The organism is Rathayibacter sp. AY1D9 (genome assembly GCF_002932395.1).
Taxonomy (GTDB): Bacteria; Actinomycetota; Actinomycetes; order Actinomycetales; family Microbacteriaceae; genus Rathayibacter.
This window is the reverse complement of the sequence record NZ_PSVQ01000004.1, coordinates 88,234-110,419: the sequence shown is the minus strand read 5'-3', so window position 1 is coordinate 110,419 and position 22,186 is coordinate 88,234. Positions and strand designations below refer to the sequence as shown.

The following is a 22,186-nucleotide window of genomic DNA, read 5'->3' as shown; positions in this document are numbered from 1 at the left end:
GTTCATCGCTCCGTAGCGGAAGTACAGCTTGGCCATCAGGTCTCCTCGGGGCGGGTCCGGGGGCCCCGCCCCCGGACCCGCCCCGAGGAGACCTGATGGCCAAGCTGTACTTCCGCTACGGAGCGATGAACAGCGGGAAGAGCACGTCGCTCCTGCAGGCCGCGCACAACTACGAGGAGCGCGGGCACCGGGTGCTGCTGGCCAAGCCGGCCGTCGACACGAAGGGCGAGGAGCTGATCGTGTCGCGGCTCGGCGTGACCCGTCCGGTGGACATCCTGTTCGAACCCGACGGGGACCCGGTGGCCGTCTTCACCGCCGCCCGGGCCCGCGTGCTGGCCGAGTCGAAGCGCGACGTGAGTGCTCTGCTCGTCGACGAGGCGCAGTTCCTGCCGGAGTCGCACGTCGACGATCTGCTCCGGATCGCCATCCTCGAGAACGTGCCCGTCCTGGCGTACGGCATCCGCACGGACTTCCGCACCGCCGCGTTCCCGGGAAGCAGGCGGCTCCTGGAGATCGCCCACAGCCTCGAGGAGCTGAAGACGATCTGCCGGTGCGGGCGCAAAGCGATCTTCAACGGGCGCGTCGTGGACGGCCGCTTCGTGTTCGACGGCGATCAGGTCGCGATCGACGGAACGGCGGTCACCTACGAGTCGCTGTGCGGCGCGTGCTACCTCCAGGAGAGCCGCGGCCGGCTCCGCGGGTGACCGGTCGAGCGTTCCTCACCGGCGCGACACCCCTCCGAAACGAGGAAGTGGGTAGCCTGACGACGTGACAACACCGGAAACGGAATTACGCCTTTCGAAGCAGCAGGAAAGGTCGGGGGAAACGATGACGGCGCAAGGGGCACCGCTGAGGCGTCGGCCGTCGTGGGAGCAGGACTACCGGCGACGGCTGCTCATCACGGACGTCGTCGCGATCGTCCTCTCCGTCTTCGGCACGCAGCTCTTCTGGTTCGACCTGAACCTGAACTCGGACCTGGGGTTCAAGAACCCCGCCGACATCGCGGTCAGCTACACCTGGGTGTCCGTCGCCCTGTCGGTCGGCTGGCTCCTCGCCCTCCAGGTCTTCGACACGCGCGACCGCCGGATCGTCGGCACCGGCTACGTCGAGTACCGCCGCGTCGTCGACGCCTCCATCTGGCTCTTCGGCATCGTCGCGATCATCGCCTACCTGCTCCAGATCCTGCTCGCGCGCGGCTACATCATCACGGCGTTCCCCGCCGGGATCGTGCTGATCTGCGTCGGCCGCCTGGTCTGGCGCTCCTGGCTCACCCGGCAGCGCCGGGCGGGCCGCTTCTCGAGCCAGGTCGTGCTCCTCGGCTCCCGCGCGAGCGTCCTGCACACCGCACGCGAGTTGCGCCGCGGCACCGAGGCCGGCTACAAGCTCGTCGGCGCCGTCTCGACCTCGGTCGGCGGTGCGGACGCGCTGCGGAGCGAGCAGGAGCTCTCGGGCCTCGCGGTCCACGGGTTCACCGGGATCGACGGCGTCCGCGCCGTGATGGACGCCACCGGCGCCGACACGGTGGTCGTCACGAGCTCCGACGAGCTGGCGCCGCAGCGGATCCGCGAGCTGAGCTGGACGCTCGAGCCCGGGCGCGAGCACCTCGTCGTGGCGCCGAGCCTCACCGACATCGGCGGTCCGCGCATCCACACCCGCCCCGTCGCGGGCCTTCCGCTGATCCACGTCGAGACCCCGCGCTTCGACGGCCGCCAGCGGTTCGCCAAGCGCCTCTTCGACATCCTCGCGTCGACCATGCTGATCATCCTCAGCGCGCCGGTGCTCGTCGTCGTCGCCGTGCTGGTCAAGGTCACCAGCCCCGGGCCCGTGCTCTTCCGGCAGGAGCGCATCGGTCTGAACGGCGCGACCTTCGAGATGCTGAAGTTCCGCTCGATGGTCGTCGACGCGGAGGCGCGACTGGCGGCTCTCGCGTCGCAGCAGCGTGCGGAGGGGAACTCGATCCTCTTCAAGATGGCGAAGGACCCGCGCGTCACCCGGGTGGGCGCGATCCTCCGGCGCTTCAGCCTCGACGAGCTGCCCCAGTTCCTGAACGTCTTCCGCGGCGACATGTCCCTGATCGGCCCCCGCCCGCCGCTGGCCCGCGAGGTCGAGCAGTACGAGGAGCACGTGCACCGCCGCTTCCTGATGAAGCCGGGCATCACCGGGCTCTGGCAGGTCAGCGGACGCTCGAACCTCTCGTGGGAGGACACCGTCCGCCTCGACCTGTACTACGTCGAGAACTGGTCGATGACCGGCGACATCGTCATCCTCTTCAAGACCGCGCGCGCCGTCCTCGCCCGCGACGGGGCGTACTGATCGCCGGGGGGAGGGGCGCCGAGCCCCGCACCCTGTCCGTCTCGGTCCTCGAGACCCCGTTCCGCGTGGTCTTCGGACGCGGCGTCGGCGACGAGGACGCGGCGCGGATCGCCGACAGCTGGGCCGCCTGCGCGTCCGAGCCCGACGCGGGAGCACGCGACGTCCTCGCCGAGGTGGGGCACGATCCCTCCGTCCCGGTCGACGGCTCGCCCCGGGTCTCGAGCGCCACGCTCGCGCAGCTCGAGGAGTCCCTGACCTCGACCCTGACCCTCGAGGCGATCGGCGCCCGGCGCGCCGACCTGCTGATGCTCCACGCCTGCGGGATCTCCGACGAGTCCGGCCGCGTGCTGGCCTTCGTCGCCGCCTCCGGGACCGGCAAGACCACCATCGCCCGGACGCTCGGGTCCCGCTTCGGCTACGTCACCGACGAGACGGTCGGCGTGACCCCGGAGGGGCGCGTCCTGCCCTATCCCAAGCCGCTGTCGGTGAAGCCGCTGACCGGATCGGCGCCGAAGGCGCAGCTGGCCCCCGGGTCGCTCGCCCTCCGACCGGTCCCGGAGGCGCCCCTGCGTCTGGCGGGCGTCCTCCTGCTCGAGCGCCGCGACGGCGTCGGGACGCCCTTCCTCGAGCACGTCGACCCGGTCGACGCGATCGAGGATCTGGTGCCGCAGACCTCGTACCTCTCGGCCCGACCGCGGCCGATCGCCGATCTCGTCCGCACCCTCTCGGCGCTGGGCGGCGTCCGGCGACTGGTCTACTCCGAGGCCGCGAGCGTGGTGCACCTGGTCGAGGAGGTCTTCGCGTCCCTCGGCGCCGAGGCCCCGTCCGCCTGGTCCGACGTGGTCTCCGTGCAGCTCGACCCTGTGGGCGAGGCCCTGCCCGGCACCGTCCTGCGCACCCCTGCGGACGACGCGGTGGAGCTCGCCGACGGCCAGCTGCTCGTGTTCTGCGGCGGCACCCTCGTGCGCCTGTCCGGCATCGGCCCGACGATCTGGCGCCACGCCGGCCGGGGCTCCGATCTGCCCGGTCTCGTCGCCGCGGTGCTCGAGGAGGCGGGCCCGCCGCCCGCCGGCGTCGATGCGGAGGCGGTCGTCGAGTCGGCGGTCGTCGAGCTCGAGGGCCTCGGAGTGATCACGAGAGGGACTCCGCCGGAGCCCACCCCCGACAGGTGGCACGGTTGACGCGCCTGGCGCCGAGGGCGCGGAAGCGCTGTGTCAGAATTCGGAAGAACCCGTCGCCGGCGCCCGCCGCGTGATCCGTACCAGCGAAGGAAATCTGACTCTGTGGAACTTCGAGACGTCCTCCGGCTGCTGCGCGACCACTGGATCCCGATCGTCGCGGCGATCCTCCTCGGCACTCTCGTCGCCTTCGGCTGGTCGCTGACGCAGAAGCCGCGGTACGTCGCCGACTCGCAGGGCCTGGTCTCCGTCGCCACCACCGGTGCCGACGACAGCCAGGCGATCTACACGCAGCAGATCGCGCAGTCCGTCGCCAAGTCGAGCCTCGCCACGTACGTCCCGATCGCCACCTCGCGCGACGTGGCGCAGATCGCGATCGACAGCCTCGGCCTCGACGTCTCGCCCGCCACGCTGATCTCGGCGATCACGGTGCAGGCCGACACGGTCGCCCCGGTGATGAAGGTCAGCGCCACCGCCTCCACCCCCGAGGGCGCGCAGAAGCTCGCCGACGCCTGGGTCGCGGCCATCGCCACCAAGGTGCAGCAGGTCAACCAGGAGACGGGCGTCGGCGACACGGTCTCCCTCACCGTTCTGCAGGCCGCGGCGCTCCCGTCCTCGCCGGCGTTCCCGAACCTGCGCCTCGTCCTCGCGGTCGGCGCGCTCGCGGGCCTCGTCCTCGGTCTCGTCTACGCGTTCGTCCGCAACACGCTGGACCGGCGCATCCGCACCGCCGAGATGGTCGAGCGCCTGTTCGACCTCCCCGTGGTCGGCACCCTCCCCGTCGACAAGCGCCTCAGCGAGACCAACCGCATCGTCCCCGAGGCCGACACGACCGACTACATCAAGGCCGACGGCAAGCACGCACTCGCCGAGGCGCTGCGCGAGCTCCGCACGAACCTGCAGTTCATGAACATCGACAGCCCGCCGCGCATCATCGTCGTGACGAGCCCGCTGCCCTCGGACGGCAAGTCGACGGTGACCGCGAACCTCGCGGTGACGCTCGCCGCCTCCGGCCAGCGGACCGTCGTCGTCGATGGCGACCTCCGCAAGCCCACCGTCGCCAAGTCGTTCGGCCTCGTTCCCGGCGTCGGCCTGACCGACCTGCTGATCGGCAAGGCGGAACTGCAGGACGTCCTGCAGCCGTGGGGCCCGTCCGGCAACCTCTGGGTGCTCGGAGCCGGGTCGATCCCGCCGAACCCGTCCGAGCTGCTCGGCTCCAACGGCATGGACATCCTCCTGCACGAGATCGCTCGCGAGGCCATCGTGATCGTCGATGCGCCGCCGCTCCTGCCCGTCACGGACGGCGCCATCCTCACCGCCCGCACCGACGGCGCGCTCGTGGTCATCTCCGCGGGCAGGACGACGACCGACGAGCTGGGCAAGGCGATCCAGAACATCGAGCGGGTCAGCGGCCACACCCTCGGCGTGATCCTCAACCGCGTGCCCGCGCGCGGCCAGGTCGGCCGGGGCTACGGCTACTACTACACGAGCTACTACGGCTCCGAGCGATCGGGTGCCCGCCCGGACACGGCCGTCGAGCCCGAGCCCGCGTCGACCTCGGCCTGAGCGCCCCGCGATGATCTTCCCGGGAGACGACTCCGCCCGCCCCGCCCGCCGGAGCTGGCGACCGGACGAACCGGTCGCCGCCTCCGCCGCCCCCGTCTTCACCGTGCTCTCGGTCTGCACCGGCAACATCTGCCGGTCGCCGATGGCGGAGCAGCTGCTGCGCGCCGCACTCGCCGACGCGACATCACCCGCGGGAGGTCCGCTCTTCGCGTTCACGAGCGCCGGAGTGAGGACGCGCGACGGACTGCCGATGGACCCGGTCTCGGCCCGCTTCTCGGCTCAGCACGGGGGAGACCCGGCCGCGCACACGAGCGCGGTGCTCGGCGACGCGATCGTCGGCGACGCCGACCTCCTGCTCACGATGACGCGCGACCACCTGGTCGACGCCTCCCGGCGCTTCCCGTCGCTCCTCCTCCGCGGCTTCACGCTGCTCGAGTTCGCCCGCGTGCTGCCGTTCGTGCTGCGGGAGGTGCCGCTGCCGACGGTCGAGGACCCCGCCGCGCGGCTCCGCGCCGTCGTGCGGCTCGCCGCCGCCCACCGCGGGCGCGCCCCGCGGGGCGAGGGCGGCGACGACATCGAGGACCCGATCGGCCGCAGCGAGGCCGTGCACGAGCGCGTGGCGGCGCAGATCGCGGCGGCTGTCGCCGACGTCTCCCGCGATCTGAGAGCATTGGCGCGGCGGTAGTCGCGCGTCCGCGGGCGCGCTGACGCCTCGCCGCATCGCATCGCTCCTCCTCACCGTCGCGACCGCGACACGAACCCGCCACGATTCGGAGAACCCCTGTGAAGCTTTCTGTCATCGGCTGCGGCTACCTCGGTGCCGTCCACGCTGCCGCCATGGCCGAGCTCGGCCACGACGTCATCGGCATCGACGTCGACCAGAAGAAGATCGACGCCCTGGCCGCCGGCACCGCGCCGTTCTTCGAGCCCGGCCTCCCGGAGCTGCTGTCCTCCGGCGTCGCCTCCGGGCGCCTGCGCTTCTCGACCGACATGGCCGACGCCGCCGGTGCGGCCGTGCACTTCGTCGCCGTCGGCACCCCGCAGAAGCCGGGCGAGAACGCCGCGGACATGACCTACGTCGACTCGGCGATCGACGGTCTCCTGCCCTACCTCGAGGCGGACTCCCTCGTCGTCGGCAAGTCGACCGTCCCCGTCGGCACCGCCGCCCGCCTGGCCGACCGCATCGCCTCCTCCGGTGCGACCCTCGCCTGGAACCCCGAGTTCCTCCGCGAGGGCTTCGCGGTCAAGGACACGATCAGCCCCGACCGGCTCGTCTACGGCGTGCCCGCGGGCGAGGCCGGAGCAGCGGCGAAGGCGACCCTCGACGAGGTCTACGCGACGGCGCTCGCGGCCGAGACCCCGCTCGTGGTCACCGACTACGCCACCGCCGAGCTGGTGAAGGTCTCGGCCAACGCCTTCCTCGCGACCAAGATCTCGTTCATCAACGCGATCGCCGAGATCGCGGAGGTCACCGGCGCGGACGTCACGCAGCTCGCCGACGCGATCGGCTACGACGTGCGGATCGGCCGCCGCTTCCTGAACGCGGGCATCGGCTTCGGAGGCGGCTGCCTCCCGAAGGACATCCGCGCCTTCTCTGCCCGCGCCGACGAGCTCGGCGTCGGCGAGTCCGTCGCCTTCCTCAAAGAGGTCGACGCGATCAACCTGCGTCGCCGTCAGCGCGTCGTCGACCTCGTCACCGAGGGCCTGGGCGGCTCCGTCGAGGGCCGCCGCATCGCGGTGCTCGGTCTGGCGTTCAAGCCGGAGTCGGACGACATCCGCGACTCGCCGTCGCTCGACGTCGCCGCTCGCCTGCACGACCTCGGTGCGACCGTGGTCGCGACCGACCCCGAGGCGATCGAGAACTCGCGCCGCCGCTACCCCGAGATCACCTACACGACCGACGTCGACGAGGCGCTGGCCGGTGCCGACGCCGTGGTCGTCGTGACGGAGTGGAAGCAGTTCCGCGCCCTCGACCCCGCGGCCACGGCGGCGAAGGTGGCCAACACCTTCCTCGTCGACGGTCGCAACTGCCTCGACCCCGCCGCCTGGCGTGCTGCCGGCTGGGAGTACCGCGGCCTCGGCCGCTGACGCGGCGGAGCCGTCGTCTCAGCGGACGCGGCTCGGCTGATCCGCCACCACGCCGGAGGTGCCGCGGAGGGGGATGTGCGCGAAGGCGTCGTCCCACTCCGCCGCCCTCCGGCGTCGTCGTGCGCGGACGACCATCCGGAGCAGGACGCCGGCGACCGCGCCGAGAAGCGCGCCGGAGGTGTTCATCACGACGTCGTCGACGGTCGCGAAGCGCGCCGAGAGGAAGAGCAGCTGGCCCGCCTCGATCAGCGAGCTCACGACGGCGCCGACGGCCACAGCGACCCACGCCCTCCGGAGCCGCAGGTTGAGGGCCAGGAGCAGCCCCAGGGGCACGAACAGGGCGATGTTGGCGGTCGACTCGATGAACGCGTAGTCGACCATCGGGAGGCCGTGCCGGGCGAACCAGGAGGTCACCCGGCCGAGATCCCCCCGCACTCCCGCATCGACGGGCGTCGGCCAGAAGGCGATGGCTGCGAGCGCGACCACGTAGGGCACGCTGATGGCGAGGGTGAGGCGGGTGAGCGACCGGGTCACGGTGCTCCTCTCGTCGGTCGTCGGGCGGGGGCGGCGACGACGGCGGAAGAACAGTCTCGCTCCCGGCTGCTGGGATCGGGCCGGGAGGCGCGGGGGAGTGGGCTGGAGGCACGCCCGTGCGCAGGACGCTCGGGACGCCGTCAGGGGTGCTCGAGCCGGAGAGCGCGGGGCGGTGATCGCGCCGGCTCCGTCGTCGACCAGGCTCCGGCCCGGGCGAGCATCCGCCTGCGGGCGAGCCCCGCCACAGCAGAATTCCGAGAACGCCCCGGGAACGACGAAGCCCGGCCGGATCATCGATCCTGGCCGGGCTTCTCACCGGTCGGGGTAGCGGGATTCGAACCCACGACCTCCTCGTCCCGAACGAGGCGCGCTACCAAGCTGCGCCACACCCCGGTGTGCTCATCACGGAGAACCGCTCACGAGCCTCGACAATAGTAGCCGATTTCCGGACCGCCGTCGGACACCCCTCGTCAGGCCGCCGGAGTGAGCGTGACGAGGGTCACCTCGGGCCGGCAGGCGAAGCGCACCGGTGCGTAGATCGAGGTGCCGACTCCGGCGGACACGTTGAGGTACGAGCTGCGCAGTCCGTTGTCCCACGTCGTCGAGCCGGCGACCTTGTCGCGCGGGATGTCGCAGTTGGTGACGAGGGCGCCGAAGCCCGGGACGCAGACCTGCCCGCCGTGCGTGTGCCCGGCGAGGATCACCTCGGCGCCGCGGGCGACGAAGTCGTCGAGGATGCGCCGGTAGGGCGCGTGCGCCACGCCGATGCTGACCCCGGCCGGTCCGTCCTCCGCGCCGCGCAGCTCGTCCACGGCTCCGGCGACCAGGTCGATGCGGTCGAGGCCGATGTGCGGGTCGTCGACGCCGAAGAACTCGATGCGCGTCCCCTTCACCGTGATGCTCTCGGCGCGGTTGTTGAGGTCCACCCAGCCGAGCCCGTCCGAGAAGAAGCCGGTCAGCCCGTCGGTGTCGAGATCGGCCTCGTGCTGCTTGGGGTTCTTGGAGGGGCCGACGAAGTAGCGGAGCGGGTTCTTGATCCGAGGGCCGAAGTAGTCGTTGGATCCGTTGACGAAGGCGCCGGGGATCCCGGCGAAGGGCTCCAGAGCCCGGCGGATGCCGAGCACGCCGTCGCGGTGGCCGAGGTTGTCGCCGGTGTCGACCACGACGTCGGGCGCCAGGGCGAGGAGCGAGCGGATCCACTCCTGCTTCTTCGTCTGCCACGGGGCCATGTGCAGGTCCGACACGTGCAGGACGCGGATCGGCTCGGAACCGGCGGGCAGCACCGGGAACGACGTGCGCCGGACGGTGAACAGCGTCCGCTCGACGCCGATGCCCCAGGCCGCGGCGACGGCTCCGGCCGCGGCGACGGTCGCGAGGGCGGTGGTGAGGGGGCGACGGGTGCGTCCGGTCATGGGTCCTTCTCTCGCACGTCGGCCGCGAGCGCGGCCGCGTTCATTCTGCCGGACGCTCCCTCGGGAGCAGCCGGGGGTGCAGGGGCTCAGCCCGCGCGGGGCGGGGCGCCCGGTCCGGCGCTGATCTGCAGGGTGATCTCCGCGCCCCGGGAGACGCGCGACCCGGCGGGCGGGTTCGTCTGCGCGACCGTCCCTGCCGGGCGGTCGGAGGGGACCGGAGAAGTGTCGACGCGGACCGTGAAGCCGACGGAGCGCAGGCGTGCGGCCGCCGCAGAGGGGCTCTGGCCGGTGACCTGGGGCACGGCCTCCTGCGGAGCGTCGACGAGCGAGCGGACGGGAGCCGGGAACGCCGTCCCGCCGTACTTCGCGTCGGCGACGCGCATGATGCGCGGCCAGATCTGGTGGCGCACCTGACCGGCGTTCACCCGGTTGAGACTGAACCCGCGCATGGAGGTGAAGCCGGTCACGTTGCCGACCCAGGTGGCGGTGGCGACCTCGGTGCTCGCGCCGACCATCCACGTGTGCAGCGCGTCGTCCGTGGTGCCGGTCTTGCCGATGTGCGGCACCCCGGTGCGGGGGTTGGAGGGGGCTCCGGTGCCGCCCGTCACCACTTGCTGCAGGGCGTAGCCGGCGGTCGCGGCAACCTCCTCGGACATCCCCTGGCTGCACTCGGAGGCGGGCGGCGCGACGTCCGCGCCCGTGCGGTCGACGATCCGGTCGATCGCGATGGGCGTGCAGACGGTGCCCTTGTTCGCGAAGCCGGCGAAGGCCGTGGCCATCGTGAGCGGAGCGATCTCGTTGGTGCCGAGGATGGTCGGCGCGAGCTTCTGCAGCTCGGTCCCGTCGGCACGGTGCACGCCCATCGCCAGCGCCGTGTTGCGGATGCCGCAGAGGTCCAGCTGCTGGGCCATGGCGGCGAACGAGGTGTTGATCGAGCCGGTCGTGGCCTGCAGGGCCGTGGTCACTCCTCCGTTGCCGCCCTCGTCGTTCCCGGGGTTCCAGGACTCGCCGTAGTAGACGCCGTCGGGCTCGCAGCTGTCACGGAAGGTCGTGTAGGCGCGGCGGGTGCCGTCGACGCTCTCGCCGAGCGAGTGCCCCTCCTGCAGCCACTCCGCGAGGGTGAACACCTTGTAGGTCGAGCCGACCTGGAATCCCGAGGAGCCGCCGTACCCGAAGTCGGTGTTGTAGTTGACGCTCGTGTAGTTGGGGCCCGTCAGGTCCGGATCGTTGGAGTAGTCCTTGTTCTGGGTCATCGCGAGGATGCGGCCGGTGCCGACCTCGACCGAGACGCTCGCGCTGCCGATGTTCACGTTCGCCATCGACTTGGGCACCCAGTCGTCGGTGGCCGAGACGGCGGCCTGCTGCAGGTCGGAGTCGAGGGTCGTGTAGATCCGGTAGCCGCCGCGCTTGAAGGTGGCGTCGCGCTCGTCCTGGCTCGCACCGAACGCGTCGTCGTTCTTGATGACCCAGGTGACGTAGTCGCAGAAGAAGGCCGCGACTCCGGCCGTCTGGCAGCCGGTGCTCGGCTCGGTGATGTTCGGCGTCACGGGCTCGGCGACGGCCGCCTGCGCCTGCTCGGACGTCACCTTCGACTCGAGGTCCATGCGGGTGACGATGTAGTCGCGCCGGTCCCGGGTCTGCGGGTAGCCCTCCGCGGCGGGGTTCGCCGGGTCGCCGGGCCGGTCGAAGCGGAACTTCTCGGGGTTGTTCACGATCGCGACGAGCGCGGCGGACTGCGCGAGCGAGAGGTCCTTCGCGCTCACTCCGAAGTAGTAGCGGGCGGCCGCCTCGACGCCGTAGACGGTGCCGCCGAACAGGGCGATGTTGAGGTAGCCCAGCAGGATGTCGTTCTTCGGGTACTCCTTCTCGAGCCCGATGGCGAGCCGCATCTCGGCGACCTTGCGCTCCGGAGTGGTCTCCGTGGCCTCGCGGTAGGCCGCGTCGCGCTCGATCGGATCGCTGAGCGCCTCCGCCTTCTGCACGAGCACGTTCTTGACGTACTGCTGCGTGATGGAGGAGCCGCCCTGGACGTCCCCGCCCATGGCCGTCGTCGCGGCCGCGCGGACGGTGCCGAGCAGATCGATGCCGCCGTGCTCGTAGAAGCGGGGGTCCTCGGAGGCGACCACGGCGTCCTTCACGAACGGCGAGATCTCGTCCCAGCCCACCTCGACGCGGTTCTGGGCGTAGAAGGAGGCGAGCAGCACGTCGCCGCCGGAGGAGCCCTTCGCGTACACGTCGCTCTTCTCGGCGAGCGTGCCGATCTCGAGGTACTCGGGGAGGTTGTCGAACATCTCCACCGTGTTGCCGGCGGCCATGCCGCTCAGCGCGATCGCCGGCGTCACCGAGGCGGCCACCAGGACTCCCGCGACGACGCTCATGGCGACGATGCCGATCAGACCGCCGACGGCGCCCCCTATGGTCTTCACGACTCTGGTCCCGCCCTGCCCCGACATAGAATCAGCGTAGTCGCCGCGCTCGGACGAGCCGCGGCGCTCATCCCGCCGACGCGCGGCGCTCAGCAGTCGTCCCGCACCGGCCGCACCCGAGGAGAGCCATGTCCGTCCCGCGCTGGGAGTACATCACCACCCCGCTGATGATCCACAACACCACGGCGATCCTGAACACCTGGGGATCCGAGGGCTGGGAGCTGGTCCAGATCGTGACCGGTCCCGAGGGCGGCCTCGTCGCGTACCTCAAGCGCCCCGTCGCCGAGGCCGGCGCGTGATCGCCGAGCGCCTCGCGGAGCTCGGCGTCGAGCTGCCCGCCGTGGCGGTCCCCGCCGGCGCCTACGTCCCCGCCGTCGTGCACGGCGGCCTCGTCTACACGGCCGGGCAGATCCCCTTCGTCGACGGCGCTCTGCCGCTGGTCGGCAAGGTCGGCGACGAGGTGTCGCCCGAGCAGGCGAAGGACCTGGCCCGCACCTGCGCCCTGAACGCGCTCGCGGCCGTCGCCGACGCGATCGGATCGCTCGACCGGGTGACGCGGATCGTGAAGCTCACCGGCTTCGTCGCGTCCGCCTCCGGCTTCACCGGGCAGCCCGGCGTGATCAACGGCGCCTCGGAGCTGCTCGGCGACTTGTTCGGCGAGCCCGGCCGTCACGCGCGCTCGGCCGTCGGGGTGGCGGAGCTGCCCCTCGGCGCTCCCGTCGAGGTCGAGCTGATCGTCGCCTTCGACTGACGCACCGCCCCCTTCCGGCCCACGCGGCGGGAGGGGGCGGCGCCCGGTCAGTCCGCGGCGATCGCGGAGGAGATCACCGCCATCACCTGCGTGTCCGCGAGCGTCGTCGTGTCGCCCACGGCACGTCCCTCCGCCACGTCGCGCAGCAGCCGGCGCATGATCTTCCCCGAGCGGGTCTTGGGCAGCTCCTGCACCACGAAGATCCGCTTCGGGCGGGCGATCGCGCCGATGTGCTCGGCGACGTGCGCCTTCAGGGCGGCCTCGAGCTCGTCGTGCCCGTGGGCCAGCGCCTCGGCCTGGCTCGCCTTCGCGATCACGAACGCGACCACGGCCTGGCCGGTGGTCTCGTCCGCGGCTCCCACGACGGCCGCCTCGGCGACGACCGGGTGCGAGACGAGGGCCGACTCGATCTCGGCCGTCGAGAGGCGGTGGCCGGAGACGTTCATCACGTCGTCCACGCGCCCCAGGAGCCAGAGGTCGCCGTCCTGGTCGCGACGCGCTCCGTCACCCGCGAAGTAGCGGTCGCCGAACTTCGACCAGTAGGTCTCGACGTAGCGCTCCGGGTCGCCCCAGATGCCGCGCAGCATCGCCGGCCAGGGCTCGGTGATCACGAGCAGTCCGCCCTCGTCGGCGCCGACCGGCGTCCCGGCGTCGTCGACCACGTCGATCGAGATCCCCGGCAGAGCTACCTGCGCGGACCCGGGCTTGAGAGTCGTCACCCCGGGCAGGGGGGACACCATCATCGCGCCGGTCTCGGTCTGCCACCACGTGTCGACGATGGGGGTGCGGCCGCCGCCGATGACGTCGCGGTACCAGACCCACGCCTCCGGGTTGATCGGCTCGCCGACCGATCCGAGCAGGCGCAGGCTCGAGAGGTCGAAGCGCTGCGGAATCTGCCGGCCGAGCTTCATGAAGGAGCGGATCGCCGTGGGCGCCGCGTAGAGGATCGTCACGCCGTGCTTCTCGACGATCTCCCACCAGCGGCCGGGATGCGGGCTGTCCGGAGTGCCCTCGTACATCACCTGGGTGGCGCCGTTGGCGAGCGGGCCGTAGACGACGTAGCTGTGCCCGGTGATCCAGCCCACGTCCGCGGTCGACCAGTAGACGTCCGACTCGGGGTGCAGGTCGAAGACCGCGCGGTGCGTGAAGGCGACCTGGGTGAGGTACCCGCCGCTGGTGTGCAGGATGCCCTTGGGCTTACCCGTGGTGCCACTGGTGTAGAGGATGAAGAGGGGCTGCTCGGCGGGGAACGGCTTGGCGACGTGGTCGGCGTCGACCGCCACGATCTCCTCGTGCCACCAGAGGTCGCGCCCCTCGTGCCAGGCGACCTCGTTGCCTCCGCGGCGCACGACCAGGACGTGCTGGACGCTGGACTCGCCGCCGAGGGCGAGCGCGGCGTCGACCGCCGGCTTCAGGGGCGAGACGGCGCCCTTGCGCCAGCCGCCGTCGGCGGTGATGACGAGTGTCGCCTCCGCGTCGTCGATGCGCGCGCGCAGGCTCTCGGCGCTGAAGCCGCCGAAGACGACGGAGTGGACCGCCCCCAGCCGGGCGACGGCCAGCATCGCGATGACCGCCTCCGGGATCATGGGCAGGTAGATCGCGACGCGGTCGCCGGCGCGGACGCCGAGGCTCGTGAGCAGGTTCGCGGCGCGCTTCACCTCGGCGGTGAGCTCGGCGTAGGTGATCGAGCGGGAGTCGCCGGGCTCGCCCTCCCAGTGCAGGGCGACGCGGTCGCCGTGGCCGGCCAGGACGTGACGGTCGAGGCAGTTGTAGGCCACGTTCAGCTCACCGTCGTCGAACCACTTCGCGAACGGGGGCTCGCTCCAGTCGAGCGTCCGCGTGAACGGCCGGTGCCAGTGCAGGAGCTCGCGGCTCCGGTCGGCCCAGAAGGCGAGGCGGTCGGCCGCGGCCTCGTCGTAGAGCGCGGCGGTCGCGACCGCTCCGGCGGCGAGATCGGCCGGCGGCGGGAACCGGCGGGTCTCGTGGAGGAGGTTGTCGATGGCGTTCCGGTCGGCGGCCGGGGCGTCGGGGGGAGTGGACATCTGCGATTCGCTCCTTCGCGAGTGAGACGTTCGCCGGCCCGCGCGGTCGGCGTCGCACCACCGTAGCGCCCGCCTCCAGCGCGGATCGCCGAGCGCCGCAAGCTGAGTGCGGGGCGGGTGTCGGATAAGAGTCCGCAGAGAACAGGATCCGGGCTTGGCGAATCGCGATCCTTCCCCTACAGTTGCATACGGCCGAATGAACTTCGGCCCAGCGGCGCAAGTGATTCCCCCCAATCCAGCGCCGCCGAGGCGGCACCTGTTCCCCCCAATGGGTGCCGCCCCCTTCTTCCCGCCGCTTCCGGCGGAGGGACGCCCCCGCTCGAGCCCTGCTCGCGGGGGCGTTTCCGCGTTGCCGGGACGTCTCCTCGTCGACTGGGCTTCTCTGCGCCGTGGGGCCCCTCCTCGGAGCGGCTCCCTGCCGAGAGCCCCGGGCCGCCCCTGCGCGCGCGTCCGGCCCGGGTCGTTCCTCCACAGGCGCCGACGCGGGCGTCTCTCCTCCGATCGGGCAGGGAGCGCCCCGGCGCGCGGAACGGGCTCCTAGCGTGCCGGGATGACCCGCGACTTCGTCCCCCTCGTCCCCGTCGAGCACCGCCGCGACCCGGTGCCGGTGCGGCCCGCCGCCGCCGGTCTCGGGCTGCTCGCGCCGCACGCCGCGGACCCCGCGGTGACCGACCTCTTCGTGAACGGCGGCGCGGGCCTCTGGATCGACCGGGGCGGTGGTGCGGAGCGGGTTCCGGAGTGGACGCTCGACGCCGCCGGAGCACGGCGGCTGGCCGTCGCGCTGGTCGCGGCCGGTGGACGGCACGTCGACGAGGCGAGCCCGTGCGTGGACGTCAGGCTCCGCCACGGGGTCCGCGTGCACGTCGTGCTGCCGCCGGTGGCGACCGGGGGAGCGCTCGTGTCGGTGCGGGTGCCGCGGTCGGACTCCTGGACGCTCGGGGAGCTGCAGGCGGCCGGGATGCTGGACGACGACGGAGTGCGGCTTCTGCGCCGGGCGGTCCGCGAGCGGTGGAACCTGCTGATCACGGGAGCCGGTGGATCAGGCAAGACCACCCTGCTCGGCGCCCTGCTCGGGTGCGCGGCGCCGACCGAGCGGATCGTGGCCATCGAGGACGTCGGCGAGCTCCGGCCGGCGCACCCGCACGTCGTCTCGCTCGAGGCGCGGCAGCCCAACCTCGAGGGCGCCGGTGCCGTGGGCCTGGACCGGCTCGTGCGGGAGGCGCTGCGGATGCGTCCGGACCGCCTGGTCCTCGGCGAGTGCCGCGGCGTCGAGCTGCGCGAGCTGCTGTCCGCGCTGAACACCGGGCACGACGGCGGTGCGGGGACCCTCCACGCGAACTCCCTCGAGGACGTGCCCGCGCGTCTCGAGGCGCTCGGGGTCCTCGCGGGACTCGGGCCCGAGGCGATCGCCCGCCAGACGGTCAGCGCGATCGACCTGGTGCTCCACCTCGAGCGCCGCGACGGGCGGCGGCGGCTGGCGGCATTCGGGACGTTCGCGCTCGACGCGGCCGGCCGCCTGAGGGTCGAGGACGGGTCGCTCCCGAGCGCCTCGAGGTCGAGCGCGTGACGGGCCGCGACGGGCTGGACGAGGTCGCGGCCGTCGTGCACCGACTGGCCGTCCTCCTCGCGGCGGGAGTGGCTCCCGCGTCGGCCCTCGGGCATCTCGCGGGGGCGGAGGGGGCGGACAGCGGGGACGCGCGGCGGCGGCGACTGCTCCGGGCGGTGTCGGAGGAGGCCGGCCGCGGGGGCGACGTGACGGAGGCGCTGCTGCGCGGGACGCCGGTTTCGCGGCGGAGCGGCTCGGAGCGGAAGCGGCCGCGACGGCGAGCGCCGGACACCGGTGAGGCGACCGCGTGGGCAGCGCTGGCCGCCGCATGGCGGGTGGCCGCCGACTCCGGCGCGCCGGTCGCCGCCGCTCTCGGCGAGCTGGCGGAGTCCCTGCGCGAGCTGGCGCGCGCCCGCCGGGACATCGAGGTGGCTCTGGCCGGTCCCTCCGCCACCGGGAGGGTCGTGAGCGCGCTGCCGTTGGCGGCGCTGGGTCTGGGGGCACTGCTGGGCTTCGACGTGGTCGGCGTGCTCCTCGGGACGGTGCCCGGTGCGGTCTGCCTGGTCGGGGGAGCCGGGTTGATGGCGGCCGCGCACGCGTGGACGCGGCGCCTCGTCCGAAGCGCGGCCCCGGCCGATCCGGCGCCCGGGCTCGCGCTCGACCTCCTCTCGGTGGCGCTGGCCGGTGGCGGCTCGATCGAGTCGTCGCGCGCCCGGGTCGTGGCGGCGCTCGCCGAGTGCGGGCTCGACTCGGGCGAGCGCGTGCTCTCCGACGCGGACCCGGTGCTCGCCCTCTCCGCGGCGGCGGGTGTGCCGGCCGGACGCCTGCTCCGGAGCGAGGCGGCTCTGGTCCGGGCACGGGCGTCCTCCGGGGCGCGGGAGCGAGCCGCTCGGCTCGGCGTGACCCTGATGCTGCCGCTCGGAGTCTGCGTGCTGCCGGCGTTCCTGCTGCTCGGAGTGGCTCCGATGGTCGTCTCGGTGCTGCTCTCGACGTTCTCGGTGACGGCGTGATTCGGTCGACCGCTCCTCCACAGAGGCGGGATCGGGAGGCGTCTCCACGGATCCACCGGAGGGTCGATCGGCGGGATCGGGAGTCCGCGATCCTCGGAGGAGGGGCACGGAGCGGGGCGGAACGGAGCAGGACGGATGAGAAGTGACACGGCGATCAGCGGCGGGGGAGTCTCCCGGAGTCGAGGACTCGGTAGGAGCAGGGATGCGGGAAGTGGTGTGCCCGGAACGAGCCGGGGCTCGAGGAGCGGCGGAGGTGCGGCGTCCGGCGGAGGAACGGGCATCGACGTCTCCGCGGGGCGCGTCGAGTGGCGCCGACCCGGGTGGGGAGGTCTCGGCGCTCTGGGCGACGAGGAGGGGTCGGCGACGGCGGAGTACGCGATCGCGACGATGGCCGCAGTCGGTTTCGCCGGGCTGCTGGTGGTCATCCTCAAGGGCGACGAGGTGCGGAGCATCCTGACCGACCTGGTGACCCGCGCGCTCACCGCGGCTGGATGAGAGGCCTTCCGCTGCTGCGCGGGCGGCTCGTCCAGGAGGAGGGCTCGGCCACTGCCGAGCTCGCGCTCGTGCTCCCGGCGGTGGTCGCGGTGCTGGCGCTGTGCCTGGGGTCGGTAGCGGCCTCGGCGCAGTACGTCCGGCTCGTCGACGCGGCCGCCGACGCGGCCCGGTCCGCGGCCCGGGGCGACGACCCCCGCGCGCCGCTCGCCCGGGTGACGGGGGCGTCGCTCACGGCGGGGGAGCAGGACGGACTGGTCTGCGTCGACGTCGCGGCCCGGCTGCGCCCGCTCCCGGCGGTCTCGCTCCCGGTCTCGGTCCGGTCCTGCGCGCTGGGCGGGGGCGGATGATCCGCCGGCTCCCCGGGGCTGTCCGCGACCGGGAGGAGGGATCGGCCGCGGTCGTGGCGATCGGAGTCGTCGCGGGCACGATCCTGGTGACGGCCGCCGTCCTCGCCGGCTGCGCAGGAGTCGTCGGGCACCAGCGAGCGGTCGCCGCCGCGGACGCCTCGTCCCTGGCAGCGGCCGACGTCGCCTCCGGCCTGCTGGCCGGGGATCCGTGCGGACGTGCCGCCGCCGTAGCCCGCGCGAACGGCGCCGAGCTCGTCCTCTGCGACGTCGACGGCGGCGTCGCGAGAACGGAGGCGGCCGTCACCGCGGGTCCGCTCTCCCTCACGGCGCGGTCGAGGGCCGGCCCGCCGCCCTGAGGGCGGGGGCAGCAGCGGGCGTCGTCCGGACCGAGGTCCGGACGACGCCGCGGGAGCGCGTCAGTCGGAGGAGAGTCGCTGGTACCGGTACGCGGCGGCGGTCGGCAGGGCGCCCGCGCCCTCGTCGTGCTCGAGGCCGCCGGCGAGGAGGTAGATGTAGCGGGAGCCCGCCCTCGCCCCGGGGATCTCGAGGCGTGCGGCGGGGGCCTGATCGTCGCCGTATCCCCGGCGGAGGGTCTTGCCCTCCAGCGGTCCGTCGAGGAGCTTGGCCGTGTAGGCGGAGGTCGTGGTGGTGTGCGTCGTTGCCATGCCTCATCATGCGCCGATCGGCGCCGCGCGTCACCCCCGTCGACGGCAGGCCGGGCAGGCGGCTCCGAGGCCGTGTCCAGCGTCCTCCCGAGGTCCCCGTGTCCTCGGGAGGGGGCAGCACGTCCGGGGTCAGTGTGTATGGTGTGCCTGTCGGGCGCCCCCGCCGATGGGGACGCGTCGCCGTTCCCCGCACCACGTCGCCGCGCACCGTCTCCCCGCAGCAGGGGACGTCGGACCACTGGTCGTCCGACCCGACAGCACCAATCGAGGAGAACTGTGTCCGGCACGAAGAAGCTGGTGATCGTCGAGTCGCCGGCGAAAGCCAAGACCATCGCCCAGTACCTGGGCGACGGCTACGAGGTGCTCGCCTCCGTCGGGCACATCCGCGACCTCATCGAGCCGAAGAACCTCCCCCCGGAGCTGAAGAAGGGCCCGCTGGGCAAGTTCTCCGTCGACGTCGACAACGGCTTCGAGCCCTACTACGTCGTGTCCGACCAGAAGAAGAAGACGGTCGCCGACCTCAAGCGCGCGCTGAAGAACGCCGACGAGCTCTACCTCGCCACTGATGAGGACCGCGAGGGCGAGGCCATCGCGTGGCACCTCCTCGAGGAGCTCAAGCCCAAGGTCCCCGTGCACCGCATGGTCTTCCACGAGATCACGAAGGACGCGATCCAGAAGGCGCGCGACAACACCCGGGACATCGACACCTCCCTGGTCGACGCCCAGGAGACCCGCCGCATCCTCGACCGCCTCTACGGCTACGAGATCTCGCCCGTGCTGTGGCGCAAGGTCGGCCCCGGGCTCTCGGCCGGCCGGGTGCAGTCGGCCGCGACCCGCCTGGTGGTCGACCGCGAGCGGGAGCGCCTGGCGTTCGTGTCGGCGAGCTACTGGGACCTCGCCACCGTGCTGGCGCCCGAGTCGGACGCCGCGGCGGGCTTCGACGCCCGCCTGGCTCGGCTCGACGGCAAGCGGATCGGAAGCGGCCGCGACTTCGACGACCGCGGTCAGCTGAAGGGCGACGTCACCGTCCTCGACGAGTCCACCGCCGGTGCCCTCGCCGAGGCCCTGCGTGACCCCGCCACCACGGTCCGGGTCTCGAACCTCGAGTCCAAGCCGTACTCGCGCCGCCCCGCCGCCCCGTTCACCACGTCCACGCTCCAGCAGGAGGCGGCGCGCAAGCTCCGCTTCTCGGCGCGCCAGACGATGAGCGTCGCGCAGTCGCTCTACGAGAACGGCTTCATCACGTACATGAGGACCGACTCGCCCGGGCTCTCGCAGCAGGCGCTGAACGCCGCACGCACCCAGGCCGCGTCCCTCTACGGAGCCGAGACCGTCCCGGACAAGCCCCGGCTGTACTCCGGCAAGAACAAGAACGCGCAGGAGGCGCACGAGGCCATCCGGCCCGCGGGCGAGACCTTCCGCACCCCGGATCAGCTCTCGGGCACCCTCCGCGGCAACGACCTCCGCCTCTACGAGCTCATCTGGAAGCGCACCGTCGCCTCGCAGATGGCCGACGCCAAGGGCTCGACCGCCACCGTGACGCTGCTCGCCGAGCCGGCCGGCGACGTCGCGAAGACCGCCGAGTTCACCGCCTCCGGAACCGTCATCACCTTCCGCGGATTCCTCCTCGCCTACGAGGAGGGGCGCGACGAGGAGCGTCACGGCGCCCGCGACGAGAAGGACGCCAAGCTGCCGGTGCTCGAGGTCGGCCAGAGCCTGGTCGTCGCCGAGGTCGAGGCCAAGGGCCACGAGACCTCGCCGCCCCCGCGCTACACGGAGGCGAGCCTGGTCAAGGCGCTCGAGGAGCTCGGCATCGGCCGGCCCTCCACCTACGCGTCGATCATCTCCACCATCGTCGACCGCGGCTACGTCACTCCGCGCGGCACCGCCCTCGTGCCCAACTGGATCGCCTTCTCGGTGGTCCGGCTGCTCGAGGACTTCTTCTCCGACCTGGTGGAGTACGACTTCACCGCCGAGATGGAGGGCGACCTCGACCGCATCGCCGGCGGCGAGGAGGACCGCGTCGCCTGGCTCAACCGCTTCTACTTCGGCGGAGGCACGCACCCCGGGCTCCGACACGTCGTGGACAACCTCGGCGAGATCGATGCGAAGAGCATCAACTCCGTCCGGATCACCGACGACATCACCCTGCGCATCGGCAAGTACGGCCCCTACCTCGAGGTGGCCCAGGAGGAGGGGCAGGAGACGCCGCGTCGCGTCAACCTGCCGCTCGAGCTGGCTCCCGACGAGCTCACGCCCGCCAAGGCGCAGGAGCTCGTCGACGCCCCGGTGCAGACCGACCGCGTGCTGGGAAGCAACCCCGACTCGGGCAAGACCGTCGTCGTCAAGGACGGGCGCTTCGGCCCCTACGTGACCGAGGTCGATCCGGAGCCGGAGACCACGGCGGATCCCGCCACCGGGGAGGTCGTCGAGCCCGCGCCCGCGAAGCGCGGCGCGAAGAAGCCCGCTGTCGTGAAGCCGCGCACCTCCTCCCTCTTCAAGTCCATGGACGTCGCGTCGATCGACCTGGCGACGGCGCTGCGCCTGCTCGACCTGCCGCGCACGGTCGGTGACGACCCCGAGAGCGGCGAGCCGATCACGGCTCAGAACGGCCGGTACGGCCCGTACATCAAGAAGGGCACCGACAGCCGGTCGCTCACCAGCGAGGACCAGATCTTCGAGGTCGACCTGCCGACGGCGCTCGAGATCTTCGCCCAGCCGAAGTACGGGGCGCGACGCGCGTCGAGCGCGCTGAAGGAGTTCGAGGCGGACCCCGTCAGCGGCAAGCCGATCCGGATCCGCGACGGACGCTTCGGCGCCTACGTGACCGACGGCGAGACCAACGTCACGATCTCCAAGGGCCTGACGATCGAGGAGATCGACTTCGAGCAGGCGGTCCAGATGCTCGCCGACAAGCGCGCGAAGGGCCCGGCCAAGAAGGCTCCGGCCAAGCGCGCGCCGGCCAGGAAGCCCGCGGCGAAGACGACCGCGGCCAAGACCACGGCGGCCAAGACCACGGCGGCCAAGACGACCGCGGCCAAGACGGCCGCGGCCGCCAAGAAGACGACCGCAGCGAAGAAGCCCGCCACGCCCCGCGCCACCGCCGCGAGCCGCGCGGCCGCGGCGGCCGCCGCCGAGACGTCGGACGCGACCGAGTCGTGACCGGGCTGTTCGTCACCCTCGAGGGCGGGGACGGCGCGGGCAAGACCACGCAGGCCCGGCTGCTCGAGGAGTGGCTGGGCACGCGGGGCGAGACCGTCGTCCGCACCCGCGAGCCCGGAGGCACCGAGGTGGGCCTGCAGATCCGCGAGATCGTTCTGCACCACCGCGGCGAGATCGATCCGCGGGCCGAGGCCCTGCTCTACGCGGCGGACCGCGCCCAGCACATGGGGACGCTCGTGCGACCGGCGCTCGAGCGCGGCGAGGTCGTCGTGCAGGACCGCTACATCGACTCCTCCGTCGCCTACCAGGGAGCCGGGCGGGTCCTCGACGCCGTCGAGGTCCGGCGGCTCTCGGAATGGGCCACCCGCGACCTGAGGCCCGACCTCACCGTCCTGCTCGACCTCGACCCCGCCGTCGCGCGGGGCCGGCTCGACGCGGCCCGCACCCGCTTCGACCGGCTGGAGGCCGAGAAGGCGGAGTTCCACGGGCGCGTGCGCGAGGCGTTCCTGGCGATCGCCGAGACGGACGCCGAGCGCTTCCTCGTCCTGGACGCCGCTCTCCCCGTCGAGGAGATCGCGGCCGCGGTGCGGGAGCGGGTCGCCGTCCTCCTCGACGGCGCGTCGGCTGTCGGTGCTCGCGGTTAGCCTGGTG

General features: G+C 72.6%; 20 protein-coding genes and 1 tRNA gene. 15 read left to right on the top strand and 6 right to left on the bottom strand.

Features of this window, described 5'->3' with window-relative positions; all coding sequences use genetic code 11:
* The first annotated feature begins 95 nt into the window (after positions 1–95).
* From C5C50_RS03940 to C5C50_RS03915, 6 genes are all read left to right on the top strand, one after another.
* Entirely contained in the window at positions 96–704 is a 609-nt protein-coding gene (locus C5C50_RS03940; RefSeq protein WP_104227256.1) for a thymidine kinase, read from the top strand.
* Between the two features lie 124 nt (positions 705–828).
* The gene (locus tag C5C50_RS03935; RefSeq protein WP_104222171.1) at positions 829–2,313 is read left to right on the top strand and encodes a sugar transferase; all 1,485 of its coding nucleotides are present in this window, start codon (positions 829–831) and stop codon (positions 2,311–2,313) included.
* A 65-nt stretch (positions 2,314–2,378) separates the two neighbouring features.
* Complete coding sequence (locus C5C50_RS03930) at positions 2,379–3,494, top strand: hypothetical protein (RefSeq protein WP_104227255.1); 1,116 nt, start codon at positions 2,379–2,381, stop codon at positions 3,492–3,494.
* 102 nt (positions 3,495–3,596) lie between these two features.
* Entirely contained in the window at positions 3,597–5,057 is a 1,461-nt protein-coding gene (locus tag C5C50_RS03925) for a polysaccharide biosynthesis tyrosine autokinase (RefSeq protein ID WP_181027156.1), read from the top strand.
* Positions 5,058–5,067: 10 nt separating this feature from the next.
* Entirely contained in the window at positions 5,068–5,742 is a 675-nt protein-coding gene (locus tag C5C50_RS03920) for a low molecular weight phosphatase family protein (RefSeq protein ID WP_104227254.1), read from the top strand.
* Positions 5,743–5,840: 98 nt separating this feature from the next.
* The gene (locus tag C5C50_RS03915) at positions 5,841–7,145 is read left to right on the top strand and encodes a UDP-glucose/GDP-mannose dehydrogenase family protein (protein WP_104222179.1); all 1,305 of its coding nucleotides are present in this window, start codon (positions 5,841–5,843) and stop codon (positions 7,143–7,145) included.
* 18 nt (positions 7,146–7,163) lie between these two features.
* Here the strand turns inward: C5C50_RS03915 and C5C50_RS17235 are convergent, their stop codons facing one another.
* From C5C50_RS17235 to C5C50_RS03895, 4 genes are all read right to left on the bottom strand, one after another.
* Positions 7,164–7,679 carry a VanZ family protein gene (locus C5C50_RS17235; protein ID WP_258059527.1) on the bottom strand — a complete coding sequence of 172 codons (516 nt, stop codon included), beginning with the start codon at positions 7,677–7,679 and terminating at the stop codon, positions 7,164–7,166.
* Positions 7,680–7,998: 319 nt separating this feature from the next.
* A tRNA-Pro gene (locus C5C50_RS03905) sits at positions 7,999–8,072 on the bottom strand.
* Positions 8,073–8,149: 77 nt separating this feature from the next.
* Positions 8,150–9,091, bottom strand: coding sequence for a metallophosphoesterase (locus C5C50_RS03900; protein WP_104272872.1), 942 nt, complete (start codon positions 9,089–9,091; stop codon positions 8,150–8,152).
* A gap of 86 nt (positions 9,092–9,177) precedes the next feature.
* Entirely contained in the window at positions 9,178–11,544 is a 2,367-nt protein-coding gene (locus C5C50_RS03895) for a transglycosylase domain-containing protein (protein ID WP_104272871.1), read from the bottom strand.
* A 101-nt stretch (positions 11,545–11,645) separates the two neighbouring features.
* Here C5C50_RS03895 and C5C50_RS16855 point away from each other — a divergent pair, with 101 nt between their 5' ends.
* A complete protein-coding gene (locus C5C50_RS16855; protein WP_164861113.1) occupies positions 11,646–11,816 on the top strand; it encodes a hypothetical protein in 171 nt (56 codons plus the stop codon).
* Positions 11,813–12,268 carry a RidA family protein gene (locus C5C50_RS03890; protein WP_219814071.1) on the top strand — a complete coding sequence of 152 codons (456 nt, stop codon included), beginning with the start codon at positions 11,813–11,815 and terminating at the stop codon, positions 12,266–12,268. The genes C5C50_RS16855 and C5C50_RS03890 overlap by 4 nt, the downstream gene beginning before the upstream one ends.
* Before the next feature lie 47 nt (positions 12,269–12,315).
* On the opposite strand, the gene acs is transcribed toward C5C50_RS03890, so the two are convergent.
* Positions 12,316–14,310 (bottom strand): acetate--CoA ligase, encoded by a 1,995-nt coding sequence (gene acs, locus C5C50_RS03885; protein ID WP_104272870.1) that lies wholly within the window; start codon positions 14,308–14,310, stop codon positions 12,316–12,318.
* Positions 14,311–14,860: 550 nt separating this feature from the next.
* Here acs and C5C50_RS03880 point away from each other — a divergent pair.
* The 5 genes from C5C50_RS03880 to C5C50_RS03860 all read left to right on the top strand — a co-directional run bounded on the left by C5C50_RS03880 (position 14,861) and on the right by C5C50_RS03860 (position 18,064).
* Positions 14,861–15,877, top strand: a complete 1,017-nt coding sequence (locus C5C50_RS03880; RefSeq protein WP_104272869.1) for a TadA family conjugal transfer-associated ATPase — start codon at positions 14,861–14,863, stop codon at positions 15,875–15,877.
* Positions 15,874–16,866, top strand: a complete 993-nt coding sequence (locus tag C5C50_RS03875; protein WP_104272868.1) for a type II secretion system F family protein — start codon at positions 15,874–15,876, stop codon at positions 16,864–16,866. Before C5C50_RS03880 ends, C5C50_RS03875 begins: the two co-directional genes overlap by 4 nt.
* A gap of 216 nt (positions 16,867–17,082) precedes the next feature.
* Positions 17,083–17,361 carry a DUF4244 domain-containing protein gene (locus C5C50_RS03870; protein ID WP_244229600.1) on the top strand — a complete coding sequence of 93 codons (279 nt, stop codon included), beginning with the start codon at positions 17,083–17,085 and terminating at the stop codon, positions 17,359–17,361.
* Positions 17,358–17,708 (top strand): TadE family type IV pilus minor pilin, encoded by a 351-nt coding sequence (locus tag C5C50_RS03865; RefSeq protein ID WP_104222193.1) that lies wholly within the window; start codon positions 17,358–17,360, stop codon positions 17,706–17,708. The genes C5C50_RS03870 and C5C50_RS03865 overlap by 4 nt, the downstream gene beginning before the upstream one ends.
* On the top strand, positions 17,705–18,064 hold the full coding sequence (locus tag C5C50_RS03860; protein ID WP_104272867.1) for an Rv3654c family TadE-like protein: 360 nt from the start codon (positions 17,705–17,707) through the stop codon (positions 18,062–18,064). Before C5C50_RS03865 ends, C5C50_RS03860 begins: the two co-directional genes overlap by 4 nt.
* Before the next feature lie 60 nt (positions 18,065–18,124).
* Here the strand turns inward: C5C50_RS03860 and C5C50_RS03855 are convergent, their stop codons facing one another.
* Positions 18,125–18,373: a hypothetical protein gene (locus C5C50_RS03855; RefSeq protein ID WP_104222197.1), complete on the bottom strand. Its 249-nt coding sequence runs from the start codon at positions 18,371–18,373 to the stop codon at positions 18,125–18,127.
* A gap of 276 nt (positions 18,374–18,649) precedes the next feature.
* Here C5C50_RS03855 and topA point away from each other — a divergent pair, with 276 nt between their 5' ends.
* On the top strand, positions 18,650–21,535 hold the full coding sequence (topA, locus tag C5C50_RS03850) for a type I DNA topoisomerase (protein WP_104272866.1): 2,886 nt from the start codon (positions 18,650–18,652) through the stop codon (positions 21,533–21,535).
* On the top strand, positions 21,532–22,179 hold the full coding sequence (gene tmk / locus C5C50_RS03845; protein ID WP_104272865.1) for a dTMP kinase: 648 nt from the start codon (positions 21,532–21,534) through the stop codon (positions 22,177–22,179). Before topA ends, tmk begins: the two co-directional genes overlap by 4 nt.
* Positions 22,180–22,186: the final 7 nt, after the last annotated feature.

Bases quoted from the DNA above. Each gene is read 5' to 3' on its own strand.
- C5C50_RS03935 (WP_104222171.1), top strand. From the start codon at position 829: ATGACGGCGCAAGGGGCACCGCTGAGGCGTCGGCCGTCGTGGGAGCAG.
- acs (WP_104272870.1), bottom strand. From the start codon at position 14,310: ATGTCCACTCCCCCCGACGCCCCGGCCGCCGACCGGAACGCCATCGAC.
- C5C50_RS03900 (WP_104272872.1), bottom strand. From the start codon at position 9,091: ATGACCGGACGCACCCGTCGCCCCCTCACCACCGCCCTCGCGACCGTC.
- C5C50_RS03880 (WP_104272869.1), top strand. From the start codon at position 14,861: ATGACCCGCGACTTCGTCCCCCTCGTCCCCGTCGAGCACCGCCGCGAC.
- C5C50_RS03920 (WP_104227254.1), top strand. From the start codon at position 5,068: ATGATCTTCCCGGGAGACGACTCCGCCCGCCCCGCCCGCCGGAGCTGG.
- C5C50_RS03895 (WP_104272871.1), bottom strand. From the start codon at position 11,544: ATGTCGGGGCAGGGCGGGACCAGAGTCGTGAAGACCATAGGGGGCGCC.
- C5C50_RS03860 (WP_104272867.1), top strand. From the start codon at position 17,705: ATGATCCGCCGGCTCCCCGGGGCTGTCCGCGACCGGGAGGAGGGATCG.
- C5C50_RS03940 (WP_104227256.1), top strand. From the start codon at position 96: ATGGCCAAGCTGTACTTCCGCTACGGAGCGATGAACAGCGGGAAGAGC.
- C5C50_RS03865 (WP_104222193.1), top strand. From the start codon at position 17,358: ATGAGAGGCCTTCCGCTGCTGCGCGGGCGGCTCGTCCAGGAGGAGGGC.
- C5C50_RS03855 (WP_104222197.1), bottom strand. From the start codon at position 18,373: ATGGCAACGACGCACACCACCACGACCTCCGCCTACACGGCCAAGCTC.
- C5C50_RS16855 (WP_164861113.1), top strand. From the start codon at position 11,646: ATGTCCGTCCCGCGCTGGGAGTACATCACCACCCCGCTGATGATCCAC.